At 28.9% G+C, this 14,958-nt stretch carries 14 protein-coding genes; 7 read left to right on the forward strand and 7 right to left on the reverse strand.

Translation table 11 applies throughout. The features are described 5' to 3' along the window. Positions 1 to 12 precede the first annotated feature (12 nt). From FVF61_RS02740 to FVF61_RS02755, 4 genes are read left to right on the forward strand one after another with little or no spacing between them, the layout of a single operon-like run. A complete protein-coding gene (locus tag FVF61_RS02740; protein WP_148453001.1) occupies positions 13 to 1,935 on the forward strand; it encodes a BatA domain-containing protein in 1,923 nt (640 codons plus the stop codon). Beyond that, positions 1,932 to 3,185, forward strand: a complete 1,254-nt coding sequence (locus FVF61_RS02745; RefSeq protein WP_148453003.1) for a dihydroorotase — start codon at positions 1,932 to 1,934, stop codon at positions 3,183 to 3,185. Before FVF61_RS02740 ends, FVF61_RS02745 begins: the two co-directional genes overlap by 4 nt. Next, positions 3,182 to 3,511 carry a DUF4870 domain-containing protein gene (locus FVF61_RS02750; protein ID WP_148453005.1) on the forward strand — a complete coding sequence of 110 codons (330 nt, stop codon included), beginning with the start codon at positions 3,182 to 3,184 and terminating at the stop codon, positions 3,509 to 3,511. Before FVF61_RS02745 ends, FVF61_RS02750 begins: the two co-directional genes overlap by 4 nt. 11 nt (positions 3,512 to 3,522) lie before the next feature. Next, positions 3,523 to 4,164, forward strand: a complete 642-nt coding sequence (locus tag FVF61_RS02755) for an alpha/beta hydrolase (RefSeq protein ID WP_148453007.1) — start codon at positions 3,523 to 3,525, stop codon at positions 4,162 to 4,164. 2 nt (positions 4,165 to 4,166) lie between these two features. Here FVF61_RS02755 and FVF61_RS02760 read toward each other — a convergent pair whose 3' ends face one another. Then, on the reverse strand, positions 4,167 to 4,670 hold the full coding sequence (locus tag FVF61_RS02760) for a hydrolase (RefSeq protein WP_233586661.1): 504 nt from the start codon (positions 4,668 to 4,670) through the stop codon (positions 4,167 to 4,169). Further along, entirely contained in the window at positions 4,670 to 5,431 is a 762-nt protein-coding gene (locus FVF61_RS02765) for an MBL fold metallo-hydrolase (protein ID WP_148453009.1), read from the reverse strand. Before FVF61_RS02765 ends, FVF61_RS02760 begins: the two co-directional genes overlap by 1 nt. A 91-nt stretch (positions 5,432 to 5,522) precedes the next feature. On the opposite strand from FVF61_RS02765, the gene FVF61_RS02770 reads away from it, so the two are divergent. Continuing rightward, the gene (locus FVF61_RS02770) at positions 5,523 to 6,974 is read left to right on the forward strand and encodes a TonB-dependent receptor (protein WP_148453011.1); all 1,452 of its coding nucleotides are present in this window, start codon (positions 5,523 to 5,525) and stop codon (positions 6,972 to 6,974) included. Positions 6,975 to 7,007: 33 nt separating this feature from the next. On the opposite strand, the gene bcp is transcribed toward FVF61_RS02770, so the two are convergent. After that, a complete protein-coding gene (gene bcp, locus FVF61_RS02775; protein WP_148453013.1) occupies positions 7,008 to 7,460 on the reverse strand; it encodes a thioredoxin-dependent thiol peroxidase in 453 nt (150 codons plus the stop codon). 41 nt (positions 7,461 to 7,501) lie between these two features. Here bcp and FVF61_RS02780 point away from each other — a divergent pair, with 41 nt between their 5' ends. After that, a complete protein-coding gene (locus FVF61_RS02780; protein WP_148453015.1) occupies positions 7,502 to 8,161 on the forward strand; it encodes an endonuclease III domain-containing protein in 660 nt (219 codons plus the stop codon). A gap of 228 nt (positions 8,162 to 8,389) precedes the next feature. Here the strand turns inward: FVF61_RS02780 and FVF61_RS02785 are convergent, their stop codons facing one another. Continuing rightward, complete coding sequence (locus FVF61_RS02785) at positions 8,390 to 8,974, reverse strand: RNA polymerase sigma factor (RefSeq protein ID WP_148453016.1); 585 nt, start codon at positions 8,972 to 8,974, stop codon at positions 8,390 to 8,392. 238 nt (positions 8,975 to 9,212) lie between these two features. Between FVF61_RS02785 and uvrA the strand changes: the two genes are divergently transcribed. Then, positions 9,213 to 11,996 carry an excinuclease ABC subunit UvrA gene (uvrA, locus tag FVF61_RS02790; RefSeq protein WP_148453018.1) on the forward strand — a complete coding sequence of 928 codons (2,784 nt, stop codon included), beginning with the start codon at positions 9,213 to 9,215 and terminating at the stop codon, positions 11,994 to 11,996. Positions 11,997 to 12,009: 13 nt separating this feature from the next. Here the strand turns inward: uvrA and FVF61_RS02795 are convergent, their stop codons facing one another. From FVF61_RS02795 to FVF61_RS02805, 3 genes are read right to left on the reverse strand one after another with little or no spacing between them, the layout of a single operon-like run. After that, positions 12,010 to 13,077 carry a DUF3667 domain-containing protein gene (locus FVF61_RS02795; protein WP_148453020.1) on the reverse strand — a complete coding sequence of 356 codons (1,068 nt, stop codon included), beginning with the start codon at positions 13,075 to 13,077 and terminating at the stop codon, positions 12,010 to 12,012. A gap of 54 nt (positions 13,078 to 13,131) precedes the next feature. Further along, a complete protein-coding gene (gene def / locus FVF61_RS02800) occupies positions 13,132 to 13,764 on the reverse strand; it encodes a peptide deformylase (RefSeq protein WP_148453022.1) in 633 nt (210 codons plus the stop codon). A 1-nt stretch (position 13,765) separates the two neighbouring features. After that, positions 13,766 to 14,851 carry a metallophosphoesterase gene (locus FVF61_RS02805; RefSeq protein WP_158635172.1) on the reverse strand — a complete coding sequence of 362 codons (1,086 nt, stop codon included), beginning with the start codon at positions 14,849 to 14,851 and terminating at the stop codon, positions 13,766 to 13,768. Positions 14,852 to 14,958 lie beyond the last annotated feature (107 nt).

Below are 14,958 nucleotides of genomic sequence, written 5' to 3' on the forward strand. Positions count from 1 at the left end.
AAACTAACAGGAATGCAGTTTAAACATCCCGAAATTCTTTACGCATTATTTGCACTGTTAATCCCTATTATTATTCATTTATTTCAGCTTAGAAAATTTAAAAAGCAGACATTTACAAATGTGGCATTTTTAAAAAAAGTAACCTCACAAACTCGAAAAAGTTCACAATTAAAAAAATGGCTTATTTTATGTACAAGAATGTTGCTGTTAGCTGCTTTAATTATAGCCTTTGCTCAACCCTATACTTCTAAAACCAACTCTTTTGGTACTAAGAAACAAACTATTATCTATTTAGATAATTCATTTAGCATGCAAGCTAAAGGTGAACATGGTGAGCTTTTTAAAAGAGCTATTCAAGATTTAATTGAAAATATTGATGAAACTGAGAACATTACACTTTTTACAAATAATACCACTTATGGTAATACAACCATTGAAGCTATTAAAAACGAATTATTGCAATTAAAATATGCTTCAAATCAATTATCTTATGATGCAGTTTTATTGAAATGTAAAAATTTAATGAGAAATACATCTGGAGCTTTAAATGAATTAATTCTTATTTCAGATTTTCAAATAAAACAATCTATATTTAATCCAAATTTAGATTCTTTAATTAATATAAATACGATTCAATTAAAGCCTGTGTCTACTAATAATTTGCAGATAGATAGTTTGTATATTTCTAACCAAACAGCCACAAACATTGAATTATCTGCTAGAATAATAAACCAAGGTAATGCCATTAAAAATGTTCCTATCTCCTTGTTTAGTGAAGGTAATCTGATTACTAAAACAACTATATCTATTGAAGATAATGCTTTAGCAAATTTTACCCTAAATAGAGACCAAAAAATTGTTGGAGAAATAGTTATAGATGATACCAACTTACAATTTGATAACACTTTATTTTTTAATATAAACAAGCCAACTAAAGCAAATGTGCTTTCTATTTCTGAAACAAATGATGACTTTTTGAAGCGAATTTATCAAGAAGGAGAATTTCATTTTAACTCAACGAGCTTAAGCGAGTTAAATTATAGTAGTCTAGAGAATCAAAACTTAATAATTTTAAACGAGATTGAAAACATTCCAAACTCTTTAATAACAGGATTAAGATCTTTTACAAATAATGGAGGAAATGTGTTAATTATCCCTTCAACAGAAAGTTTCATTCAAACTTATAACGATTTATTGTTGCCTTTTAATATTCAAATTAATTCTATAAATAAATCTGAAAAGAAAGTTACTAATATTAATTATTCTCATCCACTGTATAACGATGTTTTTAATAAAAGAGTTTCAAATTTTCAATATCCAAAAGTATCTAGTTTTTATCAAATTAATTCAAACAAAGCTACTTCGCCTTTACAATTTGAAGACGGTAGTACATTTTTAGCTAAATCAAATAAAGTGTATGTTTTTGCATCAGCTTTAAATTCTGACAATTCAAATTTTAAAAATTCACCATTAATTGTTCCAACACTTTATAATATTGGAAAACAAAGTTTAAAAACGTCTAATTTATATTACACAATAGGAGAAGAAAATTCTTTTGATATTCCTGTAACTTTACAGCAGGATGATATTCTTACCTTATCATTAAACGAAGAAAACATTATTCCACAACAACAGTATTTTAATAATAAGGTGTCTATAATTACAACTGAAACTCCACAAATAGCTGGAACTTATAATGTAAATAACAAAAAAGATTTTATTGAAAATGTAAGCTATAACTACAATCGAGATGAAAGTAAGTTACAATATCAAGATTTATCTTCTATAAATAATATAAATCTATCAGATTCTGTTTCAAAATTATTGGATACTTTAAAAAGTGACTCAAAAATTAACGAGCTATGGAAATGGTTTGTTATTTTTGCATTAGTCTTTTTAGCCATTGAAATGCTCATCTTAAAATATTTTAAATGAACGTACTCTTAAAATCAGCCACTATTATTGACTCTAAAAGCGATTTTCATAATCAAACAGTTGATATTTTAATTGAAAATGGAGTGATTTCACAAATTTCAAAACGCATTAAAAATTCCAATAAGGTAAAAGAAATAGATTTAAATAATCTACATGTCTCTCAAGGTTGGTTTGATAGTAGTGTTAGTTTTGGTGAACCTGGTTTTGAAGAAAGAGAAACTATTGAAAATGGATTAAAAACTGCAGCAATTTCAGGTTTTACATCTGTTGCATTAAACCCTAATACGAATCCTGTTATAGATTGCAATGCAGATGTAACTTTTATTAAATCTAAAGCAGAAAAACATGCTGTTAACCTCTATCCTATTGGAGCTTTAACTAAAGAAAGCAAAGGTGTAGACTTAGCAGAGCTATTTGATATGAAAAATGCTGGAGCTGTAGCTTTTGGCGATTATCAAAAACCTATAGAAAATCCGAATCTCTTAAAAATTGCTTTACAATATGCTAGTAATTTTGACGGTTTAGTTTTATCATTTCCTCAAGAAAACAAAATTTCTGGAAACGGAGTCATGAATGAAGAAATTACAAGTACATCTTTAGGTTTAAAAGGTATGCCAAATATGGCTGAAGAACTTCAGATTGCTAGAGATTTATTTCTTTTAGAATATACCGAAGGTAAACTTCATATTCCTACTATTTCTACTGCAATATCTGTAGAATTAATTCGAGAAGCAAAAAAGAAAAAACTAAATGTTACTTGTTGTGTGGCTATTCATAATCTAATTTTTACAGATGAAGATTTAACAAGCTTTAATACTAACTTTAAAGTACTGCCTCCATTAAGAACTCAAAAAGATAAAAATGCTTTAATTGAAGGCCTAAAAGATGGTACGATAGACATGGTAACTAGCGACCATAACCCAATAGATATTGAGCATAAAAAAATAGAATTTGATTTTGCTAAGTTTGGAACTTTAGGTCTAGAATCAGCTTATGGTGCTTTAAATACGATTTTTAGTACGAAAAAAACAATTGATATTTTAACTAAAGGCAAAGACAGATTTGGAGTTGACATAAGACCAATTTCTATTGGTAGTAAAGCTGATTTAAGTCTTTTTAACCCTAATGGGAATCATACTTTTGAGTTAAAGAACATTAAATCAACTTCAAAAAACAGCATTTTTTTAAATAAAACTATAAAAGGGCATGTTTATGGAATTATTGCAAATAATAAAATGATATTAAATTGATGACAGAACAAACCATTCAAGAAGGAAAAACACTTGCCATAGTTAGTTATTTAACTTTTGTTGGATTAATTATAGCTATAATTATGAATCTTGAAAAAAAGAATCCTTTTACATTTTTCCATGTCAGACAAATGTTAGGTTTAATTATCATGCTTATTTTTTCCAATATAGTAGAAGCTTATGTAAACAGCTGGTTAGGCACAAGTTTTTGGATCATTACTTTTGTATGCTGGCTTTTCGGGCTTTTTTATGCTGCTAAAGGGGAAGCTAGACCAATTCCTGTTATTGGTGAAAAATTTCAAGAATGGTTCAAAAACATTAATTAAAAAATAATAATTTGAGTTTATCATACATTACAAGACCTTCTACTTTAAAAGAAAATGCGCCTTTATTAATCATGTGCCATGGTTACGGAAGTGATGAAAATGATTTATTTTCATTTGCATCAGAATTACCTGAAGAACTTTTTATAATTTCACTAAAAGCACCTTACCCAATGCATCCTTATGGAAATGCTTGGTATGCTATTAATTTTGATGCTGAACAAAATAAATGGAGTGATGATGAGCAAGCGAAATCTTCAAGAGATTTAATTGCTAATTTTATAGATGAAGCATGTAATAAATATCCAGTTAATAAAGATAATGTTACATTATTAGGCTTTAGTCAAGGTACTATTTTATGTTATGCAGTAGCGCTTACTTATCCTGAAAAAGTAAATCGTGTTATAGCCTTAAGTGGTTATATCAATCATAATATTATTCCTGATAATATATCTGAAAAAGATTATTCAAATGTAAGTTTTTACTGCTCACATGGTAGTGTAGATCAAGTTTTACCAGTTGAATGGGCTAGAAAAGCACCTAAGTTTTTAGAAGCATTAAACATAGAGCATAAGTATTCTGAATTTCCTGTTGGACATGGTGTTGCACCTCAAAATTTCTATGAATTCAGAACCTGGTTAATTGATAAAATTTAATTTTATTGTGTTGGGTATAAAAACGATTCGATAACTTTAAACTTTAATTCTTCGTCTTCTGTAACTTCATAAGTCATAAACAATTCTCCCCAATATCTACCATCTGAAAAATTTGCAATTATCCATTTATGATTTAATAGTCTAATAGAATTAATTAGCATTTTCCCACCAGTCATTGAGGCATAAGGAATTAATGGATGCTCTTCTCCTCCTATTAGGTTTAATTCATAAATTTCATCTTTTATAAATGGAATTAAATCAGATACGTCAAATCCTCTATCTTCAAAATAGGTTAAAGCTGCTTCAGTTTGATCTAGTTTAAATTCAGATAAGCTTAAGACTTGATCTCTTAAATTTGAAATAGTATCCTCATAAACAAGGTGTTTTTCTTGGCTTCTTTCATATTTATCATCATAAGATTCAATAATATTTTTCGAATTAACATATTGGAAAACAACAAGTAAAATCGTGAAAATAAAAAGATACATAAATATTCTATTCTTCATTATAAAGTAATTTGTAAGTTATCGTAAGCCAAGAAAACGTTTTTTGGCAATTTTTGTTGTACTTCGTCGTGAAAGCCTAATAAATGGCTAATATGTGTTAAATACGCTTTTTTAGGATTTACCTTTTTTATAAATTCTAAAGCTTCTTCTAAATTAAAATGCGAAACATGAGGCGTCTCTCTAAGTGCGTTAACAACTAAAACATCTAAATCTTTAAGCTTTTCAAGTTCTTTATCATTAATAGTTTTCATATCTGTTAAATAGGCGAATTTGTTAAACCTAAAGCCAAAAACTTGAAGGTTATAGTGCAAGCCATCAATAGAAATCACTTCTAAATTTGAAAGCTTAAAAGGCTTATTTTGTATTTCATTAATTGAAACTCCTGGAGCTCCTGGATACTTATTTTCAATTTCAAAAATATAATCAAACCTCCTCTTAAGCTCATTTATTACTCTCCTATGCGCATAAATAGGTATGTCTCCTTGTCTAAAAAAATATGGTCTTATGTCGTCTAAACCTGCCGTATGATCTGCATGTTCATGTGTAAAAAGAATACCATCAAGTTTTGTGCAGTTTGCTCTTAACATCTGTTGTCTAAAATCAGGACCACAATCAATCACGTATTTATAATCATCCCATTCAATTAAAACAGAAACTCTTAATCTTTTATCTTTACTATTATTACTTAGACAAACCGGATGCGTACTACCAATAACTGGTATACCTTGAGATGTTCCTGTTCCTAAAAATGTAATTTTCAATTGGATTAATTTTAAAACAAAAATAGGGTTATTTTTTTGTTTAACATGGTAATTTAATACCTTTGTATCTAAGATATAATCCAAATTTACAATGGAAATCAGCTTAAAAGGCGATAAGGAGTTTGAAGAGATACCTTCATTAAAAACTAAGGCACTTCGCATAAATTTAAACGAAAATATTTACGGAACATTTGCTGAAATTGGAGCAGGACAAGAAACTGTAAGACAGTTTTTTAGAGCTGGTGGTGCTTCTGGTACTATTGCAAAGGCAATGTCTGCTTATGATAAAGATTTTAGTGATGCTATTTATGGGATTGAAGATGACGGCCGATATGTAACAGAAGCTCGATTACGTAAAATGTTAGATCACGAAATTAGTCTTATAGAAAAAAGATTAACTAGAGATAAACATCCAAATAAATTGTTCTTTTCATTTGCAAATACTGTAACAACTATTGATTTTGCTAAAAAATACAAAGGTCATGGATGGGTTGGTATTAGATATCAAATTGAAGCAGACGAACCTTATAATGAAATTATCTTACATCTTCGATTTAAAGAAAACGATGCTAGGTTACAACAAGAAACATTAGGAGTTCTAGGAACCAATTTAATGTATGGTGCTTTTTATAAGTATAATGAGCCAAAAAAATTGCTTCGTTATTTATACGACCACTTAGACAAAGACCAATTAGAAATTGATACTATTAACTTTGCAGGTCCTGTTTTTGAAGATGTTGATAACCGTTTAATGAGTTTACAATTAGTAAAAAATGGCATGACAGATGCCGTAATGTTTGCTCCAGATGGTAATAATGTATTACCTGCAAGAGTTTTATATAAGAAAAATATTTTAGCACTTAGAGGAAGTTTTAGACCTGTAACTAAAGTAAATATGGACATGTTTCAAAAATCTTACGACATGTTTATTAAAGAGAATAAGGTCGATATAGAAAAAACTCAAGTGGTTTTTGAAATTACATTGTCAAATTTACGTGCTGAAGGAGAAATAGATGAGCAAGACTTTATGGACAGAGCAAGATTACTTTGCTCTTTAGGTCAAACCGTATTAATTTCAAACTTCCAAGAATATTATAAGTTAGTAGAATATTTCTCTCAATATACTAAAAGTCGTATGGGACTTGCCATGGGAGTTAATAATTTAGTTGATATTTTCGATGAGAAATATTACCGTCATTTAAGTGGTGGTATTTTAGAAGCATTCGGTAAACTATTCTTTAAAGATTTACGTGTGTATTTATATCCAATGCAAAATGAGGATGGATCTATTACAAATAGCGAAAATTTAAAAGTGCATCCAAGAATGAAAGAATTATATAAATTCTTTAAATACAATGGAAAAGTAATAGATATTGCTGATTATGATACAAGTATTCTAACGGTATTCTCTAGAACCGTATTAAAAATGATTGCAGATGGAGAAGAAGGCTGGGAATCTATGTTACCTGAAGGTGTTTCTAAATTAATCAAAGAAAAAAGCTTATTTGGTTGCGAAACTGAAGAAGTCTTTAGAGATGAATAAAATAAAAAAAAGCGACCAATTGGTCGCTTTTTTTTATTTCAATATTTGGTCTGAATGTTCTTTCGTTTTTACTTTTAAAATAACATCCTCAATTATACCTTTTTCGTCTATAACAAATGTTGTTCTGTGAATGCCATTATATTCTCTTCCCATAAATTTCTTAGGTCCCCAAACTCCGTAAGCTTCAATCACTTTTTTATCTTCGTCTGCTAATAAAGGGTAAGGTAATTTATATTTGTTTCTAAAATTAGTCTGTCTTTTTTCACTATCTGCACTTACTCCAAGAATTTCATAACCAGATTTTTGAAACCTTGAATAATTATCACTTAAATTACAAGCTTCTACAGTACAACCTGGTGTACTAGCTTTAGGATAAAAGAATAAAACTAGTTTTTTTCCTAAATATTCATTTAAAGAAATGCTATTACCATCTTGGTCTTTGGCTGTAAATTCTGGTGCTTTATCTCCTGCTTTTAAATTTGTCATAGTATATTTGTTTTAATTCAATTTTTGTAAAAATACAACTTATGACTAAACAAGAAAAGGTAGACTTTGTTATAAATACACTAAACAAGTTATATCCAACAATTCCTATTCCTTTAGACCATAAGGATTCTTATACCTTACTTATTGCTGTTTTAATGTCTGCACAAAGTACAGATGTTCGTGTTAATCAAATAACACCTCTATTATTTGCAAAAGCAGATAATCCGTATGATATGGTAAAGCTTTCTATTGAAGAAATTAGAGAGATTATAAAACCTGTTGGTTTATCTCCAATGAAAAGTAAAGGCATTTTCGGTCTATCTAAAATACTTATTGAAAAGCATAATGGCCAAGTTCCAAAAACTTATGAAGATTTAGAAGAATTACCAGCAGTTGGACATAAAACAGCAGCTGTTGTTTTATCTCAAGCGTTTGGTATTCCAGCTTTTCCTGTCGATACGCATATACATAGATTGATGTATCGTTGGGGATTTACAAATGGCAAGAATGTAGTTCAAACTGAAAAAGACGCGAAAAGATTATTTCCTGAAAAACTTTGGAATGATTTACACCTTCAAATTATTTGGTATGGACGTGAATATTCACCTGCTAGAGGTTGGGATTTAGAAAAAGACATTATCACTAAAACAATTGGTAGAAAATCTGTTTTGAGTAATTATTATAAAACAAAAAAGTCCTAACGACTAATTAGGACTTTTTCAAAGTTTAGTTGAGAAGTGCTTCAAACTTCATCTTATTACAATTTATAACACTTAAAGCCTTAGAATAATCAAGAAGAAATTTAATAGTTTCCTCTTTCGGGTTCAATTTAATTTGCTTTTGGGGATTTTTTTGAGAGTAAAGTTTTGCCATTAAATATTAATTATGGGTTATTTACCTTACTAACGTAACAAATTATATTTTATTGTTTAATTGGTTAAAATAATATTATGTTTATCAATAATTTTTCTCATATTAATTAAAGCATACCTCATTCTTCCTAGTGCTGTATTGATACTTACACCTGTTTTATCTGAGATTTCTTTAAAACTCATGTCGTTATACATACGCATCATTAATACTTCTTTTTGGTCGTCTGGTAACTCTTCAATTACTTTCCTTATATCAGATTCCACCTGATCTTTAATAATACTTCTTTCTGCATCTAACGAGTTGTCACTCAAAACAGAAAAGATATTAAAATCTCCAGCATTACTAAATTTAGGCATGCGACTATTTTTTCTAAAATGATCTATTACAAGATTATGAGAAATACGCATCACCCAAGGTAAAAATTTACCTTCTTCATTATATTTTCCCTTTTTAAGAGTTCTAATAACTTTAATAAATGTATCTTGAAAAATATCTTCAGCAATATCTTTATCAAATACTTTCGAATAAATAAAACTGTAAATGCGTTGTTTATGTCTAGTGATAAGAATTTCTAAAGCAGATTCATCACCATTAATATAGTTTCTAACTAAAGCAGCGTCTGTGATAAGTTCGTTTTGCATAATCATTACTTTTTAACATAAAGATTCCTTTATGCTTGGGGTTTAAAAAATTTTAAAAAGTAATTTTGTGCAATAGGCTATATTAGTGATTTTTAGAATTATAAGTTTCAAATATAACAACATTCTCTTATTAATAACAAAAAAATATTAAAATATTTCAAAAAAATATTCAATAACAATCTATTTTTTAGGCTGATATACTTATAGTATCTTTGCAAAATTATTGCTGTAACAACTTATGATAACTAACATTTCTAAAGTAAATCCGAAAGAAAATATTATAATAAAAGGTGCTAGTTTGCACAATTTAAAACAAATAGATGTTGTAATTCCAAGATACAAATTAGTTGTTATAACAGGATTATCTGGTTCTGGGAAATCTAGTTTAGCTTTCGATACACTTTATGCTGAAGGTCAACGTAGATATGTTGAGAGTTTATCTAGTTATGCAAGACAGTTCCTAGGCAGACTTAATAAACCAAAAGTTGAATATATTAAAGGCATTGCTCCAGCTATTGCAATTGAACAAAAAGTTAATTCAACCAATCCTCGCTCAACTGTTGGTACTTCTACAGAAATTTACGATTATCTAAAACTATTATTTGCTCGAATTGGAAAAACATATTCTCCAGTATCTGGTGATGAAGTTAAAAAAGATACAGTAGCAGATGTTTTAAAATACATTAAAACGTTTAATGAAGGTGAAAAATTACTACTCCTATCTCCTATTCATTTAGAAAAAGATCGTTCCATGAACGATAAACTAAAAGTCTTGCAACAACAAGGTTATGCTAGAGTTAAAGTAGATAATAATGTTTTAAGAATTGAAGAAGCTACAGATATTTCTAAAAATAAAACTGTTTTTTTAGTTGTAGATAGAATCATCACAAAAAATGAAGAAGACTTTTATAATCGTTTAGCTGATGCCATACAAACAGCTTTTTTTGAAGGAAAAGGCGAATGTTATATTGAACTTTTAAAAGATAATAAGCAACAATTTTTTAGTAATAAATTTGAACTTGATGGCATCGATTTTCTGGAACCTAATGTCCATCTGTTTAGTTTTAATAATCCATATGGAGCCTGTCCAAAATGTGAAGGTTATGGAGATATTATTGGTATTGATGAGGATTTAGTTATTCCAAACACTGCCTTATCAGTCTTTGAAAATGCTATTTTTGCTTGGCGTGGAGAAAGCATGAGTTGGTATCGCGATCAATTAGTTAACAATTCGCATAAATTCGATTTCCCAATTCATAAACCTTATTTTCAATTAAGTGATGAGCAAAAACAACTTATTTGGGATGGGAATGACTATTTTGAAGGTTTGAATACTTTTTTTGCTGAACTAGAATCAAAAGCTTATAAAATTCAAAATCGTGTGATACTTTCTCGTTACAGAGGAAAAACAAAATGTAAATCGTGTAAAGGAAAACGCTTAAGACAAGAAGCTGATTTTATAAAAATAGGAGGAGCAACCATAACCGATTTAGTTGACAAACCTTTAAATAAACTCACAAATTTCTTCAAAGAGTTAGAGTTAAACGATTACGATTCAAAAATTGCTGAACGTTTACTTAAAGAAATAAATAACCGTTTGTTATTTCTAGAAAATGTAGGCTTAAACTACTTAACATTAAATCGAAAATCGAATACGCTTTCTGGTGGTGAAAGTCAGCGAATCAATTTAGCAACTTCACTTGGAAGCAGCTTGGTTGGCTCCATGTATATACTGGACGAACCTAGTATTGGTCTGCATCCTAAAGATACCGAAAGTTTGATTGGTGTATTAAAATCTCTTCGTGATTTAGGAAATACAGTCATTGTTGTAGAACATGATGAAGACATCATGAAAGAAGCAGATGAAATTATTGACATAGGTCCAGAAGCTGGTACTTTTGGTGGTGAAGTTGTTGCAACTGGAACGTTTAAAGATATTTTAACTTCTACATCTTTAACTGCTCAATATTTAAACGGTACAATAGAAATAGAAGCTCCTCAAAAGCGAAGAACGTCCAAATATCATGTGGATATTCTTGGAGCCAGAGAAAACAATTTAAAAAATATAGACGTCACCATACCTCTTGGTATATTAACTGTTATTACTGGTGTTTCTGGTAGTGGAAAAAGTACTTTGGTAAAGAAAATATTATATCCAGCTCTTCAAAAGAAACTAACAGATTTTGGTGATAAACCTGGACAATTTTCAGAAATGACTGGTAATTTCAGTAATATCAAACAAATTGAGTTTGTAGATCAAAATCCAATTGGACGTTCGTCTCGTTCTAATCCTGTGACATATATTAAGGCTTACGATGATATTCGTGCATTATTTGCCAATCAGAAATTAAGTAAGATCAGAAATTATCAAGCTAAACATTTCTCATTTAATGTTGATGGTGGACGTTGTGAAACCTGTAAAGGTGAAGGTGAAGTTACTATTGAAATGCAATTTATGGCAGATGTGCATTTAACTTGCGAAACTTGTAATGGCAAACGTTTTAAAAAGGAAGTATTAGAAGTTGTTTATAAAGAAAAATCTATAGATGACATTTTAAATTTAACCATTGATGATGCCATTGCCTTTTTTGAAATGCATAATCAAACAAAAATTCAAAGTAAGCTTCAACCTTTACAAGATGTAGGTTTAGGTTATGTATCTCTAGGACAAAGCTCTTCTACGCTTTCTGGTGGTGAAGCTCAACGAATAAAATTAGCATCCTTTTTAGGAAAAGGAAGTAAAAGTGATCATGCTTTATTCATTTTTGATGAACCAACAACCGGACTACACTTTCATGACATTCAAAAACTTTTAAAATCTTTTAATGCATTGATCGAAAAAGGTCATTCCATTTTAGTTGTAGAACATAATCTGGAGTTAATAAAATGTGCTGATTATATAATTGATTTAGGCCCAGAAGGTGGAGAAAATGGTGGGCAATTAGTAGCTTCTGGTACTCCCGAAGAAATTATAGCAAACAAAGATTCAATTACCGGAAAATACTTAAAGCAAAAACTTTAATGTTTTCTAGATACTAATAAAACATAAATGTTGCAAAGCCTACAATTATAGCTGCAAAAGGTAAAACCATTAGCAAAAAAGTAAAAGAAACCACACTACATTTAATAAAACTAACAAACCAACCTTGTTGGTAAAATCTTTTAAGAGCTAAGTATAAATAGAAAAACGAAGACCAAATAATCAACCAATCTATCCAATCTGGAATGTCCCAAATAAAATTAATTGCTATAATAATGCTAAATAGCATAAATAGATAAGAGAAAAAATAAAAAGCAAATACTAAATGGTGAGCAAACGTGCCTCGTTTCCAATAAAATATCTTTAATAATAAAGCAAAAATTGGTAACAAAATAAACATGGCTAATGGAATACTATCATAAAAAGCCTTTAGCAAACTTCCACCATCCCTTTTTTTGTAAAACTTCAACATTTGTGCATATAAACGACGAGTAAATTTACTATCGTCTTTTTCTAAACCCATAGCCTCATAAATTTCTTGATCTGTAGCTTCTATTTTTATTAAAGAGTCTACTTTTTTTTGATCAAAATCAAAATTTATATTATTTGAAGATTTATTAACATCATTTTTAATAACAGAATCGAGAGCTTTTAACTCAGCATCGTTCATTCCAATTACTTTTTGATTGTCCTTAAGTGGTTTTAGTAGATTTTCAACATCAAGAGTATCCATATTTGATTTCTTAATAATTGAATCATTAATCAATGGTTTATCAAGGGTTTTCTTAAATTGTTTGTCGAACTTCTCTGTTTGAGGCCTTACAAGAATGGTAAATAAAAAGAAAAAGATGACTGAAATAAACAAATACATTTGAGCCGGATGAAGATATAATAAACGCTTACCTTCAATAAATTTACTTGCTAAATAACCAGGTTTAGTCAATAAAGGAATAAAACTCTTAAAAAAACGCGCATCAAAAGAAAAGTAATTACTAATGGTATTATAGAATAAAACACCAATAGTCAATTCGTCTTTAGACTTTTGTCCACAATGTGGGCAAAAATCATATTCGCTTTCAAAAGGAGTTTCGCAATTTTTACAAGTAGTTTGGTTAGTTGACATTACTATATTATTGGTTTTTATAAATGTATAAAAAAGAATTTATATGAATAAATACTATTCCGAATCTATTACATCTTTCTCCAAATGATCTAAATATAAAATACCATAAAGATGATCTATTTCATGCTGAAAAATAACAGAAGTAAACCCTTCAATTGATTCTGTTTTATGTGTATTTTCCATCGTGTCATATTCTATTACAATTTCATAAGATCTATTGTTTAATGTTTCCGATCGATTAGGAATAGACAAACAACCTTCTGTATAGGTTTGTTTTTGTGTTGAATATTGAGTGATTTTAGGATTTAAATACACTTCAAAAGGAAATTCTTCTTTATCAAACCTTTGAACCCAAATAATATTTTTTAAAACACCTACCTGAGGAGCAGCAATACCAATACCTAAGGACATACTATCTCTTACAGTTCTATATAATCTATTTACAAAATGTTGAAGTATCGGGTCGTTTGGATTTGCTTTAACATTAGAACTTATTGTTCTTAATAACAAGGAATCTGATTTGTTATTTATTTTAAAAACACGCATTGGAATGGTACTATCTCCTAGCATGATTAAATTAATTTCTGATTGAGTAAAACTGATATTATTTTTATGTCTAGTACTAGAACAAGCAAGCACTAAAAAATTAACACTTAAAAATAACAATGAGTTAAATAGAAACTTCATTTTAATCTGAACTAACAGTTTCTTTTTTAAAAGACTCCTCTTTACCTTCCATAGTACCTCGAATATATTTTTTGCCATTTATTAACAATACCTCACCATAAACACCATTTTTAATACTTGAATCAACTCCAAATATTTTTTCATTATAAAGCTGAACAACCTCTTCGTTAGAACAATGACCAACAATAATATGTTTTGAATTTATTTCTTTTAATATTTCTTTAATTTCACTTTCAGGCAAGTTATCGTTAAAATAACCTCTATACCAAATTGGTCCTGAAGACCCATAGTAATTAATGTAAAATGGAGTTTCTTTTAATTGGTCTTTAGGTACATCTATAGACTCTCTCATTAATTTATTGACGCTATCTATATTATAACCCAAATCAAGAAACGCTTTTGATAAACCTCCATGTACATAGGTGTCTTTATTAATTTTTAAAACAGTTGGTTTCGATCTTAACCAACGTCCTAAAACCGTTTGATTATTAAATAAATCTGTATAATTGGTTTTTAATAAATATGAAGTCACTCTATATTTACTGTTTAAATATCTTAAATCTTTACGCAGAATCATGTATTCATGATTCCCTAAAGTAAAGTGAACTTTGCCTCCGCTCTTTAAAGCTTGTTGTTCTAAATGATAAACAAACCAAAGCGTTTCTGTTACTTTTGGTCCACGATCGAAAATATCACCAACTATCACTAGATGTCCACTTCCTAAAGTCCAATTTAAGTTGCTATCAATAACCTTATTGTTTTTCAGAATCTCAATGGCTAAATCAAATTGGCCATGTATATCGCTTAATACCACTATGTTGTCAACATCTTCAAATATTGCTTCTTCAGGATGGAATTCTGTTTTATAAGCATCAATAGGCAATTCTTTAGTAATAACTTCTCCATCAATAATGCTTTTTTCAATTAACACGTCTTTTTTAATAAACACATAAGGACCATCATTTATTTTAATACTATCTGCCTTAATTCTATTATCTATAGAATCATTCTCATTTAATACTTGTGAGTACGAATTAAAAGATATAAAAAACAGGATAAGGAAAATGATATTTAATTTTCTAAACATGATAATTGATTGTGAGAATACTAAATCAAAAATTATTCCAACTAATTTAAGAATTATTTTTTTGATGACGTTTAAATTTATTAACAGACTATTCATTTCATTTTATA

The organism is Xanthomarina maritima (assembly GCF_008084905.1).
GTDB classification, from domain to species: domain Bacteria; phylum Bacteroidota; class Bacteroidia; order Flavobacteriales; family Flavobacteriaceae; genus Xanthomarina; species Xanthomarina maritima.